Origin of the sequence: Shinella sp. (genome assembly GCF_052438155.1) — a bacterium.
Lineage (GTDB): Bacteria > Pseudomonadota > Alphaproteobacteria > Rhizobiales > Rhizobiaceae > Shinella.
Genome location: NZ_JBQVPI010000007.1, coordinates 55,278 through 75,617 on the forward strand (window position 1 = coordinate 55,278; position 20,340 = coordinate 75,617).

The 20,340-nt window shown below is 63.5% G+C and carries 18 protein-coding genes; 10 read left to right on the forward strand and 8 right to left on the reverse strand.

The genetic code is table 11. The features are described 5' to 3' along the window. The first annotated feature begins 98 nt into the window (after positions 1–98). Positions 99–3,557 carry a pyruvate carboxylase gene (gene pyc / locus ACT6VE_RS14775; protein ID WP_444799331.1) on the forward strand — a complete coding sequence of 1,153 codons (3,459 nt, stop codon included), beginning with the start codon at positions 99–101 and terminating at the stop codon, positions 3,555–3,557. A 175-nt stretch (positions 3,558–3,732) separates the two neighbouring features. Then, a complete protein-coding gene (locus ACT6VE_RS14780) occupies positions 3,733–4,284 on the forward strand; it encodes a GNAT family N-acetyltransferase (RefSeq protein ID WP_444799332.1) in 552 nt (183 codons plus the stop codon). Positions 4,285–4,289: 5 nt separating this feature from the next. On the opposite strand, the gene ACT6VE_RS14785 is transcribed toward ACT6VE_RS14780, so the two are convergent. The 3 genes from ACT6VE_RS14785 to acnA all read right to left on the reverse strand — a co-directional run bounded on the left by ACT6VE_RS14785 (position 4,290) and on the right by acnA (position 8,629). Then, complete coding sequence (locus ACT6VE_RS14785; RefSeq protein ID WP_444799333.1) at positions 4,290–4,664, reverse strand: DUF2794 domain-containing protein; 375 nt, start codon at positions 4,662–4,664, stop codon at positions 4,290–4,292. A gap of 336 nt (positions 4,665–5,000) precedes the next feature. Next, complete coding sequence (locus tag ACT6VE_RS14790) at positions 5,001–5,762, reverse strand: DUF1223 domain-containing protein (RefSeq protein ID WP_171902423.1); 762 nt, start codon at positions 5,760–5,762, stop codon at positions 5,001–5,003. Positions 5,763–5,935: 173 nt separating this feature from the next. Beyond that, entirely contained in the window at positions 5,936–8,629 is a 2,694-nt protein-coding gene (gene acnA, locus ACT6VE_RS14795) for an aconitate hydratase AcnA (protein WP_444799334.1), read from the reverse strand. 267 nt (positions 8,630–8,896) lie between these two features. Between acnA and ccmA the strand changes: the two genes are divergently transcribed. From ccmA to ACT6VE_RS14820, 5 genes are all read left to right on the forward strand, one after another. Next, the gene (gene ccmA, locus ACT6VE_RS14800) at positions 8,897–9,538 is read left to right on the forward strand and encodes a heme ABC exporter ATP-binding protein CcmA (RefSeq protein ID WP_444799335.1); all 642 of its coding nucleotides are present in this window, start codon (positions 8,897–8,899) and stop codon (positions 9,536–9,538) included. Between the two features lie 181 nt (positions 9,539–9,719). Next, positions 9,720–10,379, forward strand: coding sequence for a heme exporter protein CcmB (gene ccmB / locus ACT6VE_RS14805; protein WP_444799336.1), 660 nt, complete (start codon positions 9,720–9,722; stop codon positions 10,377–10,379). 60 nt (positions 10,380–10,439) lie between these two features. Beyond that, positions 10,440–11,201, forward strand: a complete 762-nt coding sequence (locus ACT6VE_RS14810) for a heme ABC transporter permease (RefSeq protein WP_444799337.1) — start codon at positions 10,440–10,442, stop codon at positions 11,199–11,201. Then, positions 11,198–11,362 carry a heme exporter protein CcmD gene (gene ccmD / locus ACT6VE_RS14815; RefSeq protein WP_444799338.1) on the forward strand — a complete coding sequence of 55 codons (165 nt, stop codon included), beginning with the start codon at positions 11,198–11,200 and terminating at the stop codon, positions 11,360–11,362. Before ACT6VE_RS14810 ends, ccmD begins: the two co-directional genes overlap by 4 nt. Next, positions 11,359–11,973, forward strand: a complete 615-nt coding sequence (locus tag ACT6VE_RS14820) for a DsbE family thiol:disulfide interchange protein (protein WP_444799339.1) — start codon at positions 11,359–11,361, stop codon at positions 11,971–11,973. Before ccmD ends, ACT6VE_RS14820 begins: the two co-directional genes overlap by 4 nt. 195 nt (positions 11,974–12,168) lie before the next feature. On the opposite strand, the gene ACT6VE_RS14825 is transcribed toward ACT6VE_RS14820, so the two are convergent. The 5 genes from ACT6VE_RS14825 to ACT6VE_RS14845 form a co-directional block, all read right to left on the reverse strand. Beyond that, on the reverse strand, positions 12,169–12,819 hold the full coding sequence (locus tag ACT6VE_RS14825; protein ID WP_257950427.1) for a septation protein A: 651 nt from the start codon (positions 12,817–12,819) through the stop codon (positions 12,169–12,171). After that, positions 12,816–14,327 carry a signal recognition particle-docking protein FtsY gene (gene ftsY / locus ACT6VE_RS14830; protein ID WP_444799340.1) on the reverse strand — a complete coding sequence of 504 codons (1,512 nt, stop codon included), beginning with the start codon at positions 14,325–14,327 and terminating at the stop codon, positions 12,816–12,818. Before ftsY ends, ACT6VE_RS14825 begins: the two co-directional genes overlap by 4 nt. A gap of 11 nt (positions 14,328–14,338) precedes the next feature. Beyond that, positions 14,339–15,628: a tRNA (N(6)-L-threonylcarbamoyladenosine(37)-C(2))-methylthiotransferase MtaB gene (gene mtaB, locus ACT6VE_RS14835; RefSeq protein WP_444799341.1), complete on the reverse strand. Its 1,290-nt coding sequence runs from the start codon at positions 15,626–15,628 to the stop codon at positions 14,339–14,341. Further along, positions 15,625–16,524, reverse strand: coding sequence for a diaminopimelate epimerase (dapF, locus tag ACT6VE_RS14840; protein WP_444799342.1), 900 nt, complete (start codon positions 16,522–16,524; stop codon positions 15,625–15,627). The genes mtaB and dapF overlap by 4 nt, the downstream gene beginning before the upstream one ends. A gap of 79 nt (positions 16,525–16,603) precedes the next feature. Next, positions 16,604–17,686 (reverse strand): MBL fold metallo-hydrolase, encoded by a 1,083-nt coding sequence (locus ACT6VE_RS14845; protein WP_444799343.1) that lies wholly within the window; start codon positions 17,684–17,686, stop codon positions 16,604–16,606. A gap of 306 nt (positions 17,687–17,992) precedes the next feature. On the opposite strand from ACT6VE_RS14845, the gene ffh reads away from it, so the two are divergent. The 3 genes from ffh to rpsP are packed head-to-tail and all read left to right on the forward strand — an operon-like array spanning position 17,993 to position 20,293. Beyond that, positions 17,993–19,561, forward strand: coding sequence for a signal recognition particle protein (gene ffh / locus ACT6VE_RS14850; protein WP_444799344.1), 1,569 nt, complete (start codon positions 17,993–17,995; stop codon positions 19,559–19,561). Positions 19,562–19,572: 11 nt separating this feature from the next. Continuing rightward, the gene (locus ACT6VE_RS14855; RefSeq protein WP_069060657.1) at positions 19,573–19,896 is read left to right on the forward strand and encodes a chorismate mutase; all 324 of its coding nucleotides are present in this window, start codon (positions 19,573–19,575) and stop codon (positions 19,894–19,896) included. A 34-nt stretch (positions 19,897–19,930) separates the two neighbouring features. After that, positions 19,931–20,293: a 30S ribosomal protein S16 gene (gene rpsP / locus ACT6VE_RS14860; RefSeq protein WP_444799345.1), complete on the forward strand. Its 363-nt coding sequence runs from the start codon at positions 19,931–19,933 to the stop codon at positions 20,291–20,293. Positions 20,294–20,340 lie beyond the last annotated feature (47 nt).

The window sequence follows — 20,340 nt, forward strand, 5'->3', positions numbered from 1 at the left end:
CGAACGGCGACTCCAAAATTGAACTTTGAAAATTACCCGCTAATAATCCTCTTCGCGGGTGCAGCATTTCCCGCGTTCAAGTCATTGAGGAGTCCGACTTGCCCATTTCCAAGATCCTTGTCGCCAACCGTTCCGAAATTGCCATTCGCGTTTTTCGCGCAGCCAACGAGCTCGGCATAAAAACGGTCGCGATATGGGCGGAGGAGGACAAACTTGCGCTGCACCGCTTCAAGGCGGATGAAAGCTACCAGATCGGCCGCGGCTCGCATCTGACACGCGATCTCGGGCCGATCGAGAGCTATCTGTCGATCGAGGAAGTGATCCGCGTCGCCAAGCTTTCGGGCGCTGACGCCATTCATCCGGGTTACGGCCTCTTGTCGGAGAGCCCGGAATTCGTCGACGCCTGCGATGCCGCCGGCCTCATCTTCATCGGCCCACGGCCGGATACGATGCGCCAGCTCGGCAACAAGGTCGCCGCGCGCAACCTTGCGATTTCCGTCGGCGTGCCCGTCGTGCCGGCCACCGATCCGCTGCCGGACGATGCGGACGAAATCCACCGGCTTGCCGAGAGCATCGGCTATCCGGTGATGCTGAAGGCTTCCTGGGGCGGCGGTGGGCGCGGCATGCGCGCCATCCGCGACCCGAAGGACCTGCTGCGCGAGGTGACGGAAGCCAAGCGCGAGGCCAAGGCCGCCTTCGGCAAGGACGAGGTCTATCTCGAAAAGCTCGTCGAGCGCGCCCGCCACGTCGAAAGCCAGATTCTCGGCGATACACATGGCAATGTCGTGCATCTGTTCGAGCGCGATTGTTCGGTCCAGCGCCGCAACCAGAAGGTTGTCGAGCGCGCACCGGCCCCGTATCTGAGCGAGGCGCAGCGCCAGGAACTGGCCGCGCATTCCATCAAGATCGCCAAGGCGACGAACTATATCGGCGCCGGCACGGTCGAATATCTGATGGATATGGATTCGGGCAAATTCTACTTCATCGAGGTGAACCCGCGCATTCAGGTCGAGCATACCGTCACGGAAGTCGTGACCGGCATCGATATCGTCAAGGCGCAGATCCATATCCTCGACGGCGAGGCGATCGGCACGCCGGAATCGGGTGTTCCAGCACAGGCGGATATCCGCCTCAACGGCCATGCGCTGCAGTGCCGCATCACCACGGAAGACCCGGAACAGAACTTCATTCCCGACTATGGCCGCATCACCGGCTACCGCTCGGCCTCCGGCTTCGGCATCCGTCTCGACGGCGGCACGGCCTATCCGGGCGCGGTGATCACCCGCTTCTACGATCCCCTGCTTGTCAAGGTCACGGCCTGGGCACCAAACCCGAAGGAGGCGATCGCCCGCATGGACCGGGCGCTGCGCGAATTCCGCATCCGCGGCGTGGCCACCAACCTCACCTTCCTTGAAGCGATCATCAGCCACGAGTCCTTCCGCGACAACAGCTACACCACCCGCTTCATCGACACGACGCCGGAACTCTTCCAGCAGGTGAAGCGTCAGGACCGCGCCACCAAGCTGCTCACCTATCTCGCCGACGTCACCGTCAACGGCCATCCGGAGGCGAAGGGCCGTCCGAGGCCGCCGGCGGATGTCGCCAAACCCATCGTGCCCTTCATCGAAGGCAAGATCGTCGCCGGCACCAAGCAGAAGCTTGACGAACTCGGCCCTAAGAAGTTTGCCGAATGGGTGCGCGGCGAAAGCCAGGTCTTCCTGACCGACACGACCATGCGCGATGGCCACCAGTCGCTGCTTGCCACCCGCATGCGCACGCATGATATCGCCCGCGTCGCCGGCACCTATGCCCGGGCGCTACCGCAGCTCTTCTCGCTGGAGTGCTGGGGCGGCGCGACCTTCGACGTCTCCATGCGCTTCCTGACGGAAGACCCGTGGGATCGCCTCGCCCGCATCCGCGAGGACGCGCCGAACCTGCTCTTGCAGATGCTGCTGCGCGGCGCCAACGGCGTCGGCTACAAGAATTATCCCGACAATGTCGTGAAATATTTTGTCCGCCAGGCAGCCAAGGGCGGCATCGACGTTTTTCGCGTGTTCGACTGCCTTAACTGGGTCGACAACATGCGTGTGTCGATGGATGCGATCGCGGAAGAGGACAGGATCTGTGAGGCGGCGATCTGCTATACCGGCGACCTCCTCAATTCCGCTCGCCCGAAATATGATCTGAAGTACTACACCGCGCTCGCCGCCGACCTGGAAAAGGCCGGCGCCCACATGATCGCGCTGAAGGACATGGCGGGTCTCTTGAAGCCTGCTGCCGCCCGCGTGCTGTTCAAGGCGCTGCGCGAGGCGACCGACCTGCCGATCCATTTCCACACGCACGATACGTCCGGCATTGCCGCCGCAACCGTGCTCGCAGCCGTTGAATCGGGTGTCGACGTGGTGGATGCGGCAATGGATGCGCTGTCCGGCAACACCTCGCAGCCCTGCCTCGGCTCGATCGTCGAGGCCCTGAAGGGCACGGAGCGCGATCCGGGCCTCGATCCGGCATGGATTCGCCGCATTTCCTTCTACTGGGAAGCCGTGCGCTACCAGTACGCCGCCTTCGAAAGCGACCTCAAGGGGCCGGCGTCCGAAGTCTACCTGCATGAAATGCCGGGCGGCCAGTTCACCAACCTCAAGGAACAGGCCCGCTCGCTCGGGCTTGAGACCAAGTGGCACAAGGTCGCCCAGGCCTATGCCGACGCCAACCAGATGTTCGGCGATATTGTCAAGGTGACGCCATCCTCCAAGGTGGTGGGCGACATGGCGCTGATGATGGTCAGCCAGGACCTGACGGTCGCGGACGTCGAGAACCCGTCGAAGGACGTCTCCTTCCCGGACTCGGTCGTCTCGATGCTGAAGGGTGACCTCGGCCAGCCCCCGGGCGGCTGGCCGCAGGCACTGCAGAAGAAGGCACTGAAGGGCGAGGCGCCCTATACCGCCGTGCCAGGTTCGCTGCTGCCGCCGGCCGATCTCGATGCCGAGCGTAAAACCATCGAGGACAAGCTGGAGCGCAAGGTCGACGACTTCGAGTTCGCCTCCTACCTGATGTATCCGAAGGTCTTCACGGACTACGCGCTCGCGGCCGATACCTACGGTCCTGTGAGCATCCTGCCGACGCCGGCCTATTTCTACGGCCTTTCGCCCGGCGAGGAACTGTCGCCGGAACTGGAAAAGGGCGTCTCGCTCGTCATCCTGCACCAGGCGCAGAGTGAGCCGGATACGCAGGGCATGGTGAAGGTGTTCTTCGAGCTGAACGGCCAGCCGCGCCTCATCAAGGTTCCGGACCGCAACCGCGCTGCGACGTCGACGGCCCGCCGCAAGGCGGACATCGCCAACGCCACCCATCTCGGTGCGCCGATGCCGGGCGTCATCTCGACGGTCTCGGTCTCGGCCGGCCAGTCGGTCAAGGCCGGCGACGTGCTGCTCTCCATTGAGGCGATGAAGATGGAAACGGCGCTGCATGCGGAAAAGGACGGCACGGTCTCGGAAGTGCTGGTGAAGGCCGGTGACCAGATCGACGCCAAGGACCTGCTCATCGTCTACGGCGCCTGAGCGGCCCATACCTCACCTTCGTCATCCTCGGGTCGAGACCGGGAATGACGTCGTGGTGGCAAAGGCTTTTCGACAAACCGGGGGGATGGGGTAACCCCATCCCCTTTTTGATCTTGCTTTCCGGGAAGGCCGGACGCAAAACGCGGCGGAATTGTCATACAAACGTGGGCTTTCCATGAGCTTCGTCATCCGCACCGCCGATCCCGGCGATATTGCTGCCTTCACAGAAATCTACCGCGAATCCGTGCTGAACGGGGTGGCGAGCTACGAGGTCGACCCGCCGTCGCTTGACGAGATGGGAACGCGCTTCAAGTCGATCACCGACAAGGGCTACCCCTATATCGTGGCAATCGAGCAGACCGGTCTCATTCTCGGCTATGCCTACGCATCGGCCTTCCGCACGCGACCGGCCTATCGCTGGCTCGTCGAGGATTCGGTCTATCTGGCGCCGGAAGCGCGTGGCAAGGGCGTCGGCAAGGCGTTGCTGGCGGAATTGATCCGCCGCTGCACGGATCTCGGCTTCCGCCAGATGGTGGCCGTCATCGGCGGCGCACACCCCGCCTCCATCGCCGTGCACAGCGCGGCCGGCTTCGAACATTCAGGCCGCATGACGGCAACCGGCTTCAAGCACGGGCGCTGGCTGGATACGGTGTTCATGCAGCGCGCGCTCGGCGAGGGCGCCGGCACGGAGCCGTCTACGCAGGATTATCCGGGAACGATGGCGTAAAGCCGCTACGTCTCGATGAGCCGCAGGGCCTTGTCGAACACCTTGAGAACCTGGCTCAACTCGTGGCCGCGTTTCAGGATGGTGCCGTGCTGGTTGATGACGCTGTAGGCGCCCTGCTTGGCGGTGAGCTTGGGGGTTTTTTCGACACGGTAGAGCGGCATTTCGCCCGAACGCTTGAAGATGGAGAACACCGCCTTCTCGCGCATATGGTCGATGGCGTAGTCGCGCCATTCGCCCTCGCCGACCATGCGGCCGTAGACCCGAAGGATTGCGTCGAGCTCCCGTCGATGGAACGTTATGGGCAGCGGATCCTTGCTGCTCCTGTATTCCCTGAGGTCGACCACGCCATTGGAAGCCTGCAAATCCGGCTGATCAGTCATCGAATCTCCGCACCTCGTCTGTGACGGCGAGGTGACAGTGTGCCTGACCGGAGCCGAAATGCAAGGCGGATGGGCCGAGACTTGCGTTTTCGCAAAAATCGACTTCGCCGCATTTCAGACAAACAGACGCCCAAATTTGCAGCGAGAGTTCGCCAGTCGCAGCCCATGCCTGCCTGCTGCCTTGTGCGGGAAGCCGGTTTGGTAGGGCGAGCGCCTGTCGAAGTTGCCCTGTATTCCGTTGCCGGTAACTTCGTCTTGGTCCGGTCCGTGTTTCTTCGAACCCTCAAGCCCCAGCCCCTCGAAGAAACCGGACCGGGCCTCCCCCCAAGGGGGAATTTACCGAGACTTCTTGTCGCCCGTCAGCACCGTCGCGCCCAGAATGGCGCCGGGCGTATCGGCTGTCTGCATGCGCTGGATAAGCACGGCGCAGCCGCCGGACTTCTTTTTCTTCTTCAGCATGTCGGCCGGCAGCACCAGGTTGGTCTCCTTGCCTTCCCACATGCCGATCGTTTCCATGTCGGTCACGGCGTGCCAGTAGTTGACCGTCTTGCCGAGATTCTCGCCCTTGTCGATGTTGATCGTGCGCTCGCGCTCGAAATAGGCGATGACGATATTGGCCTTGCCTTCGCCGGGGCCGACGCGGATGCGCAATTCGTCGTTCTTGACCTCGACGTCGACCGGCACCGTCAGCCCCTTGCCCTCGTCGGGCATGGCACCGATGCGCGAGCGGATGCCCGAAATATCCGCACCGTTGATGTGCTCGCGGCCGTTCAACACGGCCTGCGGCGTGTAGACGCCATTGCGGCCGAACATGCGGGCATAGGCATATTGCCGGTCGGTATTGTCCTTGGAAGCGAGCGTGTCCGCCCAGCCGAGATAGTTCCAGTAGTCGACATGGTAGGAGAGCGCCACGACCTCGCCTTCACGGGCAAGCGTTTCGAGCGCCTTGTCGGCCGGCGGGCAGGAGGAACAGCCCTGGCTGGTGAAGAGTTCGACGACACCCTTGGGCTTCGTTATTTCCTGCGCATGCGCAGCCCCTGTGCCGGCTCCCAACGCGAGCAGGATCGCCAGACAATCCAGTATGTGCGGTCTCGGCATGATCATTTCCAATGGAGCGCCGGCAATGCCAGCCTGTTGAGCCCGTCATACGCGCTTGCCGGTTCAACAGGAAGTCACGATGGAGTGAGCTTCATAGCGGAGAAAAAGGCTCCGGAAAACGAAAAATGCCGGGGTTTTGGCCCCGGCATTTCGTGTTTTGACGTTGAAATCGATCAGGCGGCGAGGTCGCGCAGAACGGTCTGCAGGATGCCGCCATTGTTCATGTAGGTGACTTCGTCGAGCGTATCGATGCGGCAAAGCAGCGGAACCTCCTTCACCGTGCCGTCGGCATAGGTGATCTTGGCGATCTTCTTCTCGCGCGGCTTTATGTCGCCTTCCAGGCCCTCGATCGTGACGACTTCGTCGCCCTTGAGGTCGAGCGACGCCCAGGTCGTGCCTTCTTCGAAGACGAAGGGCACGATGCCCATGCCGACGAGGTTGGAGCGGTGGATGCGCTCGAAGGACTGTGCCACCACGGCCTTGACGCCGAGCAGGTTGGTGCCCTTGGCCGCCCAGTCGCGCGACGAACCGTTGCCGTATTCGACGCCGGCGAAGATGACGAGCGGAACGCCCTCGGCCTTGTACTTCATGGCCGCGTCGTAAATCGACATCTCTTCCTTCGTCGGATAGTGGATCGTGTAGCCACCTTCCTTGCCGTTCGGGCCGAGCATGTGGTTGCGGATGCGGATATTGGCGAAGGTGCCACGCATCATCACTTCATGGTTGCCGCGGCGCGTGCCGTACTGGTTGAAGTCGGCAACGGCAACGCCGTTGTCCGTCAGGTAGGCACCGGCTGGAGACGCGGCCTTGATCGAACCGGCAGGCGAAATGTGGTCGGTGGTGATCTTGTCGCCGAACAGGCCGAGGACGCGCGCACCCTCGATGTTCTTGAGGCCCGAGCCGGTCTTGCCCATGCCGACGAAGTAGGGCGGGTTCTGCACATAGGTCGAGTGGTCGTCCCAGGCATAGGTCTGGCCTTCCGGCACCTGCACGGCCTGCCAGTTCTCGTCGCCCTTGAACACGTCGGCATACTTTGCCGCATAGAGCGCGCGGGTGACGTATTTCAGGATGTATTCCTGGATTTCCTGCGAGGTCGGCCAGATGTCCTTGAGGTAGACCGGGTTGCCATCCTGGTCTTCGCCGAGCGGCTCCGTCGTCAGGTCCTTCTGGACCGAACCGGCGAGCGCGTAGGCGACGACGAGCGGCGGCGAGGCGAGGTAGTTCGCCTGCACGTCCGGCGAAATGCGGCCTTCGAAGTTGCGGTTGCCGGAGAGAACGCCGGCGGCAATCAGGCCCTTGTCGTTGATCGTCTTGGAGATCGGCGCCGGCAGCGGGCCGGAATTGCCGATGCAGGTCGTGCAGCCGAAGCCGACGAGGTTGAAGCCGAGCTTGTCGAGATCGGCCTGCAGGCCGGACTTGGCAAGGTATTCGCCGACGACCTGCGACCCCGGTGCCAGCGACGTCTTGACCCACGGCTTCGTCTTCAGGCCCTTGGCGACCGCGTTGCGTGCGAGCAGGCCGGCGGCGATGAGGACCGACGGGTTTGACGTGTTGGTGCAGGACGTGATGGCGGCAATGGCGACGTCACCATGGCCGAGGTCATAGTCGGTGCCTTCGACCGGGTAGCGGTTCGAAAGCTGGCCCGGCTTCTTGTAGTCGGTGTCCATCGAACCGGCGAAGCCCGACGCGATGTTTTCCAGCGGGATGCGGCCTTCCGGACGCTTCGGGCCGGCCATGGCCGGCACGACGGCGCCGAGGTCGAGTTCGAGCGTGTCGGTGAAGACGAGGTCGGACCCGTCATTGTCACGCCACATCCCTTGAGCCTTCGAATAGGCTTCGACCAGCGCGATGCGCTGTTCTTCGCGGCCGGACATGGTGAGGTAGTTGACGGTTTCGCCGTCGACCGGGAAGAAGCCGCAGGTCGCGCCGTATTCCGGGCCCATATTGCCGATCGTCGCGCGGTCGGCGAGCGTCATGTTGTCGAGGCCCGGGCCGAAGAATTCGACGAACTTGGAGACCACGCCCTTCTTGCGCAGCATCTGCACGACCATCAGCACGAGGTCGGTCGCGGTGACGCCTTCCTTGAGCTTGCCGGTCAGCTTGAAGCCGATGACCTCGGGCAGCAGCATGGACACCGGCTGGCCGAGCATGGCGGCTTCCGCCTCGATGCCGCCCACGCCCCAGCCGAGAACGCCAAGGCCGTTGATCATGGTCGTGTGGCTGTCGGTGCCGACGCAGGTATCCGGGTAGGCGATGATCTCGCCGTCTTCTTCCTTGGTCCAGACCGTCTGGCCCAGATATTCCAGATTGACCTGATGACAGATGCCGGTGCCGGGCGGAACCACGCGGAAATTCTTGAACGCCTGCTGGCCCCACTTGAGGAAGCGGTAGCGCTCGCCGTTACGCTGGTATTCCAGCTCGACGTTGCGGGCAAAGGCGGTCGGCGTGCCGAATTCGTCGACGATGACGGAGTGGTCGATGACGAGGTCGACGGGAACGAGCGGGTTGATCTTTTCCGGGTCGCCGCCAAGCGACACCATCGCGTCGCGCATGGCCGCAAGGTCAACGACAGCCGGAACGCCGGTGAAGTCCTGCATCAGCACGCGCGCCGGGCGATAGGCGATTTCGTTTTCGACGGTGCCCTTGTTCGTCAGCCAGTCGGCGACGGACAGGATGTGCTCCTTGGTGACCGAACGGCCGTCCTCGAAGCGCAGCAGGTTCTCCAGAAGCACCTTCATGGAATAGGGCAGTTTCGAGACGCCGGTAAGCCCGTTCGCCTCAGCCTTGGGAAGGCTGTAATACACATAGTCGGTGCCGTTCACCGTAAGGGTCGAACGACAATTGAAACTGTCTAGGGATTTGGACACTTTATACCCCGTCTCGTCTGGCGCCAGAAAGCTGACGTACGAACGCCCGTGCGCTGTTGAAGCGCGTTATGGGATGCGGGTACGGTCATTTCCGCTGTCCGTACGCGGAATTCATTCCGTGTTCGGCGCTTGGATGAAATTCACGCCGACCGCTGGCGTGTTGCGGGCGTTATAGATAATTTCTAAACAAGGTTCCAGAGTGTCGAAGGGCAAATCTGGACAATTTTTTGCATTGCGACCAATGTCGTAAAAGGAAAGTGAAACGCCATGCGGCTCGTCGCCGAGGGATTGAGCGCCAAGCGCGGCGAGGACTTGATTTTTCAGGATATTTCCTTTGAAATTCCGCGCGGCGAGGCCCTCGTCGTCAAGGGGCCGAACGGCTCCGGCAAGTCGACCTTGCTGCGTGTCCTGGCCGGCCTTCTGCCGGCGGAAACGGGCACGGCAAAACTCGTTGCTGCGGCGCAACCGGTGGAACGTCTCGGCGAGGCCTGCCACTATCTCGGTCACCGCAATGCCATGAAGCGCGAACTGACCGTCGACGAGAATCTCGCCTTCTGGAAAGCCTTTTTCGGTGATTTTGCAGGCGGCGCTGGCGTCTCCGTCGACGAAGCTGTCGAATCAGTCGGCCTCGGCGACATCGCCCACCTTCCCTTCGGCTATCTCTCCGCCGGCCAGCAGCGCCGCATGGCCATGGCAAAGCTTCTCGTCGCCTGGCGCCCGGTGTGGATTCTCGACGAGCCGACGGCCGCGCTCGATGTGGACGCCGAAAAGATGTTCGCCAGCCTCGTCACCACTCATCTCGCCCGCGGCGGCATCGCGATTGCCGCGACGCACCAGCCGCTCGGGCTGGAGGGGGTAAGGGAGTTGCGGATGACGGGGTTTGCGGGTGTGGCAGAGGGTGTGTGGTGATGACGTCAGCATACGCGACGAAGCCCCCTCATCCGCCTGCCGGCACCTTCTCCCCGTGGGGGAGACGGGGAAGGTCGCTAACCTCTCGTTTTCCCTTCTCCTCCACGGGGAGAAGGTGGCCCGAAGGGTCGGATGAGGGGGGCACACAAGCGCCGCCTGCGCTATTCGACAAGGTCCCCGCATGATCGCCCTCCTCGCCCGCGACCTCAAACTCTCCGTCCGTGCCGGCGGTGGTGCCCTCATCGGCGTGCTGTTCTTCATGACGGTCGTTGCCGTCATCCCTTTCGGCGTCGGGCCGGACCTCAATCTCCTGTCGCGAATCGGCCCGGCGATCCTCTGGATCGGCGCCCTGCTTGCCTCGCTGCTCGGCCTCGACCGTCTGTTCCAGGCGGAGCGCGAGGATGGCTCGCTCGATCTTCTGCTGATGCAGGAGACGCCGCTGGTGCTGACGGTGTTCGTCAAATGCATCGCGCATTGGGTCGCGACCGGCCTGCCGCTCGTCATCGCCTCGCCCCTGCTCGGCCTATTCATGAACATGGACGAGGTGGCGATCGGGGCGACGACGCTGACGCTGCTGGCAGGCACGCCGGCGATCACCTTCATCGGAGCGGCCGGCGCGGCAATTGCCGTGGCCCTGCCGCGCGGTGGGCTCCTCGTCTCGATCCTCGTGCTGCCGCTCGCCATCCCCGTGCTGATCTTCGGGGTGAGCGCGGTCTATGCGGCGATCCAGGAGCCGGCGCCCTTCCTGCCGCCCTTCCTCATTCTTGTCGCGATCAATCTGTTCTTCGCCGTGCTCGGGCCGGTCGCGGCGGCGGCGGCGCTTCGCCTTTCCAGCGACTGACACGAATGTGATTGCGGCAGATCAATTGAAGATATCGGGCTTACACGTTAAAGAACCATCATGAGCGAACCGAGCCTTGCCATCCGCAAATTCAGCGATCTCGCCAACCCGACCCGGTTCCTGGCGCTGGTCTCGACCGTCTGGCCCTGGCTTGCCGGGCTGACGCTCTGTCTGTTCGCGGTCGGGCTCTATCTTTCCTTCACGACGGTGGGCGATTACCAGCAGGGCGAGACGGTGCGCATCATGTATGTGCATGTGCCGGCCGCCTGGCTTTCCATGATGTGTTACACCGTCATGGCGCTGTCCGCCCTCGGCACGCTCGTCTGGCGCCACCCGCTGGCCGATGTCTCGGCGAAGGCCGCGGCACCCATCGGCGCCTGCTTCACCCTCGTCGCGCTCGTCACCGGCTCGCTCTGGGGCAAGCCGATGTGGGGCACCTGGTGGGTGTGGGATGCGCGCCTCACCTCCGTCTTCGTGCTGTTCCTGATGTATCTCGGCCTGATCGCGCTCAATCGCGCGATGGACGAGCCGACCCGCGCTGCAAAAGTCAGCGCCGTGCTGATCCTCGTCGGCTTCGTCAACATCCCGATCATCAAGTTTTCCGTCGAGTGGTGGAACACGCTGCACCAGCCGGCAAGCGTCATCCGCCTGGACGGGCCGACGATTTCCGGCGAATTCCTCCGCCCGCTGCTCGTGATGGCCATCGCCTTCACCATGCTGTTCTTCACGCTGCACATTCTCGCCATGCGCAACGAGATCCTGCGTCGGCGCATTGCCGCGCTGCGCCGCCGCGCCGCCCGTTCCGCCGGAGGTGCCGCATGAGCCACGCCTTCTACGTCACGGCGTCCTATATCGCCGCCTTCTCGGTCTCGATCGGCCTCATCCTGTGGGTCTGGCTCGATCATCGCGGCCGTCATCGCGAGCTTGAACGGCTGGAAGCGGCCGGCGTGCGCCGCCGCTCCGCCCGTGAGGAAACCCAATGAGCGAATCAGAAGGCACTGCACAGGGTGCTGGCACGCGCACGCGCCTGATTCTTGCAGCACTACCGCTGGCGATTTTTCTCGGTCTCGCGCTGATCTTCTGGACGCAGCTCAATTCCGGCCGCGATATCTCTGAAATCCCCTCCGCGCTGATCGGTACCAAGGCGCCGTTCCGCGATCTCGAGCCTCTGGTGGGTGCGCTAAGAGATGGCGTGCAGGTTCCCGCCCTTTCGGCGGAAGCGGCGAAGGGTAAGCTGACGCTGGTCAATTTCTGGGCGTCGTGGTGCGTGCCGTGCCGGCAGGAGCATCCGGTCATCCTGTCGCTGTCCAAGGACCCGCGCCTCACCGTGGTCGGCGTTAACTACAAGGACGGCAGCGAAAACGCCCTGCGTTTCCTCGGCGAACTCGGCAATCCCTTCTCCGCCATCGGCCTCGATCCCGTGGGGAAAATGGCGATCGACTGGGGCGTCTACGGCATCCCCGAATCCTATCTCGTCGGCCCGGATGGCACGATCCTTTACAAGAAGGTCGGGCCATTCGATGAAAAGAGCCTGAAGGACGGGCTCTTTCCGGCGATCGAGAAGGCGCTAGGCGCTCCTGCTAAAGCGGGCTGATGGTGTTTGCCGTAGATCCTCGGGTCAAGCCCGAGGATGACGGAGGGGAGGAGAGACCCCCAAGACCTTTGGACGGCGCGGAAGGCGACGTCGTTGCTTGAGCCGCCGTTCGCCTCTTCTTTCGTCCATCCTCGGGCTTGAACCGAGAATCCACACAGCATCCGATGACGGAAAAGCAGTGCCCGCGACGTGTCCTTACGGCGCCTTGCCCTCTTCGGGCTGCTCGATCGAGTGGCGCATGATCAGCGGCATCTGGGAGAGCGTGAAGAGGATGGTGATCGGCATCGTGCCCCAGACCTTGAACGCCACCCAGAAGTCGGTCGAGAACGACCGCCAGACGACTTCGTTCATCACGGCAAGCACGAGGAAGAACAGGCCCCAGCGCAGCGTCAGCTTGCGCCAGCCTTCGTCGGTCAGCTTGAAGGCGGCGTGGAACACGTAGCCGAGCAGGGATTTGCCGAACAGAAGGCCGCCGAGCAGGATGGTGCCGAACAGCGTGTTGACGATGGTCGGCTTCATCTTGATGAAGGTGTCGTTCTGCAGCCACAGCGTCAGCGCGCCGAAGACCAGGACAACGATGCCTGAGATCAGCGGCATCATCGGCAGCGTGCGGGTCAGGATCCACGAGACGATCAGTGCGAGCGCGGTGGCCGCCATGAAGAGGCCGGTGGCGATGAAGATCGGTCCGCCCATTTCGGCAAGCACCGGAAACTGCGCCGCCAGCCATTCGCCGCGCGAATTGGCGAAGAAGAAGACGACGAGGGGGCCGAGCTCCAGCACCATCTTGAGGAGGGGGCTGACCTTCTCCTCCGTCTTGGCCGGGGTTTCCAGCGTAACCTTGCTCATTCTCCAACTCCTGCGATCGCTTCCGCGAAATCCTTGGCCTCGAAGGGTTCGAGATCGTCGACCCCCTCCCCGACACCGATGAAATAGACCGGCAGCTTGTGTTTGGCGGCAATCGCCACAAGGATGCCGCCGCGGGCCGTACCGTCCAATTTTGTCATGATCAGGCCCGTGACGCCCGCGACGTTGCGGAAAATCTCGACCTGGTTCATCGCGTTCTGCCCGGTTGTGGCGTCAAGCGTCTGGAGAACCGTGTGCGGTGCGTCCGGATCGAGCTTGCCGAGCACACGGACGATCTTTTCCAGCTCGGCCATCAATTCCGTCTTGTTTTGCAGACGGCCGGCCGTGTCGACGATCAGCACGTCGCTCTTCTTCAGCTTGGCCTGTTCGTAGGCCTCGTAGGCGAGGCCCGCCGCATCGGCGCCAAGCTTGGACGAGACGATGTCGGAGCCGGTGCGCTCCGCCCAGATTTTCAGCTGCTCGATGGCAGCGGCACGGAACGTGTCGCCGGCTGCCAGCATCACCTTCAGGCCGGCGCCCGAGAGCTTGGCGGCGAGCTTGCCGATCGTCGTCGTCTTGCCGGTGCCGTTGACGCCGACGACGAGGATGACATGCGGCTTGTGATTAAGGTCAAGTTCCAGCGGCTTGGCGACCGGCGACAGCACCTTGGTGATTTCGCTTGCCATGATGCGCGAGACGTCGCCGCCCGTTACATCCTTGCCGTAGCGTTCGGAGGCGAGCGTGTCGGTGATGCGCAGCGCCGTTTCCACGCCGAGATCGGCCTGGATCAGCAGGTCTTCGAGATCCTGCAGCGTCGCGTCGTCGAGCTTGCGCTTGGTGAACAGGCTGGTGATCTGGCCGGTGAGTTGCGAGGAGGTGCGCGAAAGCCCGTCGCGCAGGCGCTGGAACCAGGTGCGCTTGGGCTGCGCCACCGGTGTCTCCACGACGGCCGAACGCTCGGCTGTCGCAAAACCCTTCGGCAGTACTTTCGGCTCGGTGCGGATCGCCTCTTCGAGAACGGGATCTTCGACCTCGGCAGGCGGTGCTTCCTCGATCGCGACGATTTCCGGTTCCGGTTCGGCGATCTCTTCGACTGGCGGGGCCGGCGCATCTTCAACGATGGCCTCTACCGGAGCCGCCGGCTCTTCTTCGGCAGGCGCTTCAATAGCGTCTTCCTCGGAGGTGACGTCATCACTCTCCGGCCCGGCTGCGGTTTCCACCTCAGCCGGTGCGACCGGATCCTCGGCAACCGGCAGATCCGGGGCATGCGGCAGCGGATAGATATCGGGCTCCGCTTCCTCCGGCACATGATGGGCGGCTTCGGGGTTGGCGGCCTCCGCCTCGTCGAGCAGCGCGTCACGCTCCTCGACAGCATCGATGACGGCGGCCGCCTGCTCCGGTGCCGGTTCGATCACCTCGGGCGCAACGACGGGGGCTTCCGCCTCCGGCTTGGGCGCAGGGGCGGTGTCTTTTCCGAATGTAAAAATCTTCTTGATGAAGCCGAGGGCCATAAAAGTGTCCGCTAGTTGCGAAGGGGGGCGGGGCCGGGAGCATTCGCCGGCTGCATCGTCAGGTGTCTGCCATTGTGGCCGGTGATCGTCACCGGCACAAGGTCGCGAGGTTTGAGGCCCGCGGCATCAACGAGCGTGAAGTTTTCCGTATGGGCGAGGCCGTTGTTCTCGACGAGGATTTTTTGCACGGTGCCGACCATCTGCTCGAGATGGGCCTCGTGCAGCCGTTGTCCAGTGTCGCGCAGCCGGCCGGCGCGTTCCTTGACGACAGCGCGGTCGAGTTGCGGCATGCGCGCGGCCGGCGTGCCGACGCGCGGGCTGTAGGGAAAGACGTGCAGATGGGCGATGCCGCAGTCTTCGGCATGCCGCCTGGCATTGGAAAACATCTCTTCCGTTTCCGTCGGGAAGCCGGCGATCATATCGGCGCCGAAACTCGCATCCGGACGCAAGGTTTTCACCCGCTCGCAGAAGGCGACGGCGTCGGCGCTGGAATGGCGCCGCTTCATGCGCTTCAGGATCATGTCGTCGCCGTGCTGGAGCGAGAGATGCAGGTGCGGCATGAAACGCGGTTCGTCGGCGATCAGGTCCCAGAGGTGATCATCCGCCTCGATGCTGTCGATCGAAGAGAGGCGCAGACGCTGGATTTCCGGCACCTGCTTCAAAAGCGCCTTGGCGAGTTGGCCGAGGCTGGGTTTTCCGGGCAGGTCGGCGCCGTAGCTGGTGGCATCCACGCCGGTCAGCACGATTTCCGAATACCCGCTCTCGACGAGCTTGCGTGCCTGGTCGACGACGGCACCCATCGGCACGGAGCGGGAATTGCCGCGGCCGTAGGGGATGATGCAGAAGGTGCAGCGATGGTCGCAGCCGTTCTGCACCTGCACGAAGGCGCGCACATGGCCATCGATCAGCTTCACCATCTGCGGTGCGGTTTCCCGCACGCTCATGATGTCGTTGACGCGCAGCTTTTCTTCCGCCGACACGCCGAAATCCGGTAGCGCCCGGTAGGAGGCGCTCTTCAGCTTCTCCTCGTTGCCGAGCACGGCGTCGACTTCCGGCATCTCGGCAAAAGTGTGTTTTTCCGTCTGCGCGGCGCAGCCGGTGACGATGATGCGGGCATGGGGATTGTTGCGGCGGGCGCGGCGGATGGCCTGGCGCGCCTGGCGCACGGCTTCGCCCGTCACGGCGCAGGTGTTCACCAGCACGGCATTGTTGAGCCCCGCCTTCTCGGCCTCCGCGCGCATCACTTCCGATTCGTAGGTGTTGAGCCGACAGCCGAAGGTTATGACCTCGACGCCGCTCAAAGGGCGGCCGCCTCGGCGTCGTCCCGGCGGAAGGCGCCGGTCGCGGGGTCCAGCGTGCCCGACCATTCCCATTCGGCCGGGCCGGTCATGATGACGTGGTCGTCGTCGCGCCACTCGATCTGCAGCGTGCCACGGTTCGGGCTGCTGGCGACGGTGATCGTAACCTTGCGGCTGGTGCGGCCGGTGCGTGCGCCGGAAACGCCCGAAGCGCAGGCGGCAGAACCGCAGGCGAGTGTCAGGCCGGCGCCGCGCTCCCAGGTGCGGGTCGTCATGGACGTCGGCGACGTGACCTGTGCCAGCGTGATGTTGGCCTTTTCCGGGAACATCGGATGGTTTTCGAGCAGCGGGCCGAAACGGTCGAGGTCGAACGTCATCGGGTCGCGATCGACCCAGAAAACGGCGTGCGGGTTGCCCATCGACATGGCGGCGGGCGAATGCAGGATCGGATCGTCGATCGGCCCGATCTGCAATTCGATGCGGCTGGTGTCGTAGAATTCTTCCGCCAGCGGAATGCGGTTCCATTCGAAGACCGGCTTGCCCATGTCGACCGAAATGGTGCCGTCCTCATGCTCGACAGCATTGAGGATGCCGGCGACGGTCTGGAAGGTGAAGACCTTGCGGCCGGTCTCGGCGGCGAGCGCCTGCACGACGCAGCGCGTGCCGTTGCCGCAGGCCTGCGCCTTCGTGCCATCGCAATTGAGGATGTCGATCCAGGCATCGGTGCCGTCGACCCTGGGGTCATGCACCGCCATGATCTGGTCGAAGCGGGTGGCGGGATCGGCTGCGAGCGCTATCGCCGCGGCCGGCGTCACGACATCCTTGCGGCCACGCATGTCCACGACCAGGATGTTGTTTCCCAGCCCGTTCATCTTCGCGAAGTCGACCGTCTTTGTCATCACGTCTGCCCGATCGGGCCAAAAGGCCCCGTTGGGGGCGTATATGGCGGAAAAGCCCGCGGATTTCCAGTGCCTTGCATCAGGCCGTGGCGGCAGGGACCTCGAAGACTTCGCCGGGCCTCAAGGCGCGAAAACGCGCCCGGGCAACGCCGGCTGCATCGAGGGCGGTTTCCAGCGCGGCGAGCGGCTCGTCGACGCCCTCGTTCGTCAGCCGGAACGTACCCCAGTGATGGCCGGCGACATAGGCCGCCCCGCTCGCCACCATGCCTTGGACCGCCTCGTGCGGGTTCTGGTGCTGCGGGCGCATGAACCAGCGCGGCTCATAGGCGCCGAAGGGCAGGTTGGCGAGGCGGATCGCGCCGTGTTTTTCGCGGATCGCCCGATAGTTGATGCCCTGGTGAAAGCCGGTATCGCCGATATGGTAGATCTTGCCGCCGGGCGTTTCGATGAGGAAGGCCGCCCACAGGGCCATGCGGCGATCGCCCAGCCCGCGGGCCGACCAGTGGTGGCAGGGTTCGCAATGGAGGGTTACGCCGTCGGCGACCGGCATGTTGCCGCCCCAGTCCATGGTCGTCACACGCCCTTCGCCGACAACCGGTCCGATGATCCTGTCATTGCCAAGTGGTGTGACGATGCGGCAATCGTCCCGCTCGGCCAGCGCCTTCAGCGTGGCAAGGTCGAGATGGTCGTAGTGGTTGTGCGTGACGAGCACGAGGTCGACCTTCGGCAGGTCGGCAAGCTTTATGCCCGGCGGATTGACGCGCTTCGGGCCGGCAAAGCCGATCGGGCTCGCACGGTCGCTCCACACCGGGTCGGTCAGGATGTTGAGGCCGGCCGTCTGGATCAGCAGCGCGGCATGCCCTGCCATGGTGACGACGAGGCGCTCGCCATCGACCCGCGGCTCCGGCACGGCGAAGGGAAACGGACTTGGCCAGTCGAGCGGCCAGGCCGCCTGACCGCCACCCAGTTTCCACCGCATCAGCTCGAAGAAGCTGTTCGGCTCTTCCCCGTTGGGATTGAAGAAATAGGTGCCGTCGAAGTGATCGCTGACCGGGCCGTCATAATAGCGATTGGCAGCCATGCTGCGACCGGCGAAAGCTCCGCCGGCAAGCGTTGCCAGGGCACCAAGGCTCGACCATTTCAGGAACTTGCGACGGTTCATTGACAATACATAAGTCCTGCCGGACGACGCCGCAATGTGCCGCGCGGGGCTCGCGGAAATGTGACCGACGCCTCGCCTGCCGGCTGATCCTTGACTTTCCGGCCTCTTTGCTGTTTAAGCCGCGCATCTGCGACAAGTGAGACGACTTGAAGCCACCGACCGGGACCCATAGCGGTATAAACAGATCCCGGAGGTCAACACCCGACAGCGCGATGCGCCCTCGGGTGCTTTTTGGCTTTGCGTCTTGTTTTTGTCACGGGTAGCACCGACGTTTCCGGCACGTGCGGAAACAAGAAGGAAGACGTGATGTTTGAAACACTCCAGGACCGCCTTGGCTCCATTCTGAATGGACTGACAGGCCGTGGCGCGCTTTCCGAGGCCGATGTCTCGGCAGCGCTGCGCGAGGTCCGCCGTGCGCTGCTCGAAGCGGACGTGGCGCTGGAAGTGGTGCGCTCCTTCACCGATGCGGTGCGCGAAAAGGCCGTCGGCGCGGAAATCCTGAAGTCGATCAAGCCCGGCCAGATGGTGGTCAAGCTCGTGCATGACGAGCTGATCTCGATGCTCGGCTCCGAGGGCGTCTCGATCGATCTCAATGCGGCTGCCCCCGTCGTCATCATGATGGTCGGTCTGCAGGGCTCCGGCAAGACCACCACCTCGGGCAAGATCGCCCACCGGCTGAAGACGCGCGACAAGAAGAAGGTCCTGATGGCCTCGCTCGACACGCGCCGTCCGGCAGCGCAGGAGCAGTTGCGCCAGTTGGGCGTCCAGGCGGGCATCGATACGCTGCCTGTTATTGCCGGCCAGTCGCCGACCGACATCGCCTCGCGTGCCGTGCAGGCCGCCAAACTCGGCGGCCATGATGTCGTCATCCTCGATACCGCCGGCCGTACCCATATCGACGAACCGCTGATGATCGAGATGGCGGAGATCAAGCGGAAGTCCAATCCGCATGAAATCCTGCTTGTTGCCGATGCGCTGACCGGTCAGGACGCTGTCAACCTCGCCCGCAATTTCGACGACCGCGTCGGCATTACCGGTCTCGTGCTGACCCGTATGGACGGCGATGGCCGCGGCGGTGCCGCGCTTTCGATGCGCGCCGTCACCGGCAAGCCGATCAAGCTGATCGGCGTCGGCGAAAAGATGGGCGAACTCGAAGAGTTCCATCCCCGCCGCGTCGCAGACCGCATCCTCGGCATGGGCGATATCGTTTCGCTCGTCGAGAAGGCGGCGGAGAATATCGACGCCGAGAAGGCGGCCGCCATGGCCGCCAAGATGGCCAAGGGCAAGTTCGACCTGAACGACCTCGCCGACCAGCTCGGCCAGATGCAGAAGATGGGCGGCATGGGCGGCATCATGGGAATGATGCCCGGCATGGCCGGCATGAAGGACAAGATGTCCGCCGCCGGCCTCGACGACAAGCTTTTCGGCCGCCAGATCGCCATCATCAATTCGATGACCAAGGCCGAGCGCGCCAACCCGGACATGCTCAAGCATTCCCGCAAGAAGCGCATCGCCGCCGGCTCCGGCACCGATGCCTCCGACATCAACAAGCTTCTCAAGATGCACCGCCAGATGGCGGACATGATGAAGATGATGGGCGGCAAGAAGGGCGGCGGCATGATGAAGCAGATGATGGGCGGCCTTGCCGGCAAGATGGGCCTTGGTGGCCTTGGCGGCGGCATGGGCGGCATGCCCGATCTGTCGAAGATGGACCCGAAGCAGCTCGAAGCGCTTGCCAAGCAGGCGGAAGCCGCCGGCATCAAGCCGGGCAGCATGCCGGGCCTGGGCGGCGGTGGTCTTCCCGGTCTCGGCGGCGGCCGTCTTCCGGGTCTTGGTGGCTTGCCGGGCCTTCCCGGCCTGCCGAAGAAGAAGTGAGGAATTGAGGCATGACGATCGATCCGACGGTCAAGCAGCAATTGGGGGAATACCGGCAGTCGATCGACAATATCGACGCTGCCCTTGTGCATATGCTCGCCGAGCGTTTCCGCTGCACCCAGGCGGTGGGCGTTCTGAAGGCGACGCATGAACTGCCGCCGGCCGACCCGGCGCGCGAGGAATACCAGATCGAGCGCCTTCGCCGCCTGGCGAAGGATGCCAATCTGGATCCGGATTTCGCGGAGAAGTTCTTGAACTTCATCATCCACGAGGTGATCCGGCACCATGAAGCCATTGCCGCTGAACACAGCGGCGCAAACCAGAATACCGCTTGAAACAAGCGGTCACCTACATCCAAGGAGAAATGACATGGCACTGAAAATTCGTCTCGCCCGCGGTGGCTCCAAGAAGCGTCCGTACTACCAGATCGTTGTTGCCGACGCCCGTTCGCCGCGCGATGGCCGCTTCCTCGAGAAGGTCGGTTCGTGGAACCCGATGCTCGGCAAGGAAGACGCGACCCGCGTCCAGATCGATGCCGACCGCATCAAGGAATGGCTCTCCAAGGGCGCCCAGCCGACCGACCGCGTTGCCCGCTTCCTCGATGAAGCCGGCGTCGTGAAGCGCGAAGCCCGCAACAACCCGGACAAGGCAAAGCCGGGCAAGAAGGCGGTCGAGCGCGCTGCCGAGAAGAAGCAGAAGGAAGAAGACGCCGCTGCTGCTGCTGCCGAATAATTAACGGCGACATGATTTTGAAACGGGCGGCGTGTCTCATGCCGCCC

Bases quoted from the DNA above. Each gene is read 5' to 3' on its own strand.
- ACT6VE_RS14780 (WP_444799332.1), top strand. From the start codon at position 3,733: ATGAGCTTCGTCATCCGCACCGCCGATCCCGGCGATATTGCTGCCTTC.
- ACT6VE_RS14785 (WP_444799333.1), bottom strand. From the start codon at position 4,664: ATGACTGATCAGCCGGATTTGCAGGCTTCCAATGGCGTGGTCGACCTC.
- ACT6VE_RS14790 (WP_171902423.1), bottom strand. From the start codon at position 5,762: ATGCCGAGACCGCACATACTGGATTGTCTGGCGATCCTGCTCGCGTTG.
- ccmA (WP_444799335.1), top strand. From the start codon at position 8,897: ATGCGGCTCGTCGCCGAGGGATTGAGCGCCAAGCGCGGCGAGGACTTG.
- ccmB (WP_444799336.1), top strand. From the start codon at position 9,720: ATGATCGCCCTCCTCGCCCGCGACCTCAAACTCTCCGTCCGTGCCGGC.
- ACT6VE_RS14810 (WP_444799337.1), top strand. From the start codon at position 10,440: ATGAGCGAACCGAGCCTTGCCATCCGCAAATTCAGCGATCTCGCCAAC.
- ccmD (WP_444799338.1), top strand. From the start codon at position 11,198: ATGAGCCACGCCTTCTACGTCACGGCGTCCTATATCGCCGCCTTCTCG.
- ACT6VE_RS14820 (WP_444799339.1), top strand. From the start codon at position 11,359: ATGAGCGAATCAGAAGGCACTGCACAGGGTGCTGGCACGCGCACGCGC.
- ACT6VE_RS14825 (WP_257950427.1), bottom strand. From the start codon at position 12,819: ATGAGCAAGGTTACGCTGGAAACCCCGGCCAAGACGGAGGAGAAGGTC.
- ftsY (WP_444799340.1), bottom strand. From the start codon at position 14,327: ATGGCCCTCGGCTTCATCAAGAAGATTTTTACATTCGGAAAAGACACC.
- dapF (WP_444799342.1), bottom strand. From the start codon at position 16,524: ATGACAAAGACGGTCGACTTCGCGAAGATGAACGGGCTGGGAAACAAC.
- ACT6VE_RS14845 (WP_444799343.1), bottom strand. From the start codon at position 17,686: ATGAACCGTCGCAAGTTCCTGAAATGGTCGAGCCTTGGTGCCCTGGCA.
- ffh (WP_444799344.1), top strand. From the start codon at position 17,993: ATGTTTGAAACACTCCAGGACCGCCTTGGCTCCATTCTGAATGGACTG.
- ACT6VE_RS14855 (WP_069060657.1), top strand. From the start codon at position 19,573: ATGACGATCGATCCGACGGTCAAGCAGCAATTGGGGGAATACCGGCAG.
- rpsP (WP_444799345.1), top strand. From the start codon at position 19,931: ATGGCACTGAAAATTCGTCTCGCCCGCGGTGGCTCCAAGAAGCGTCCG.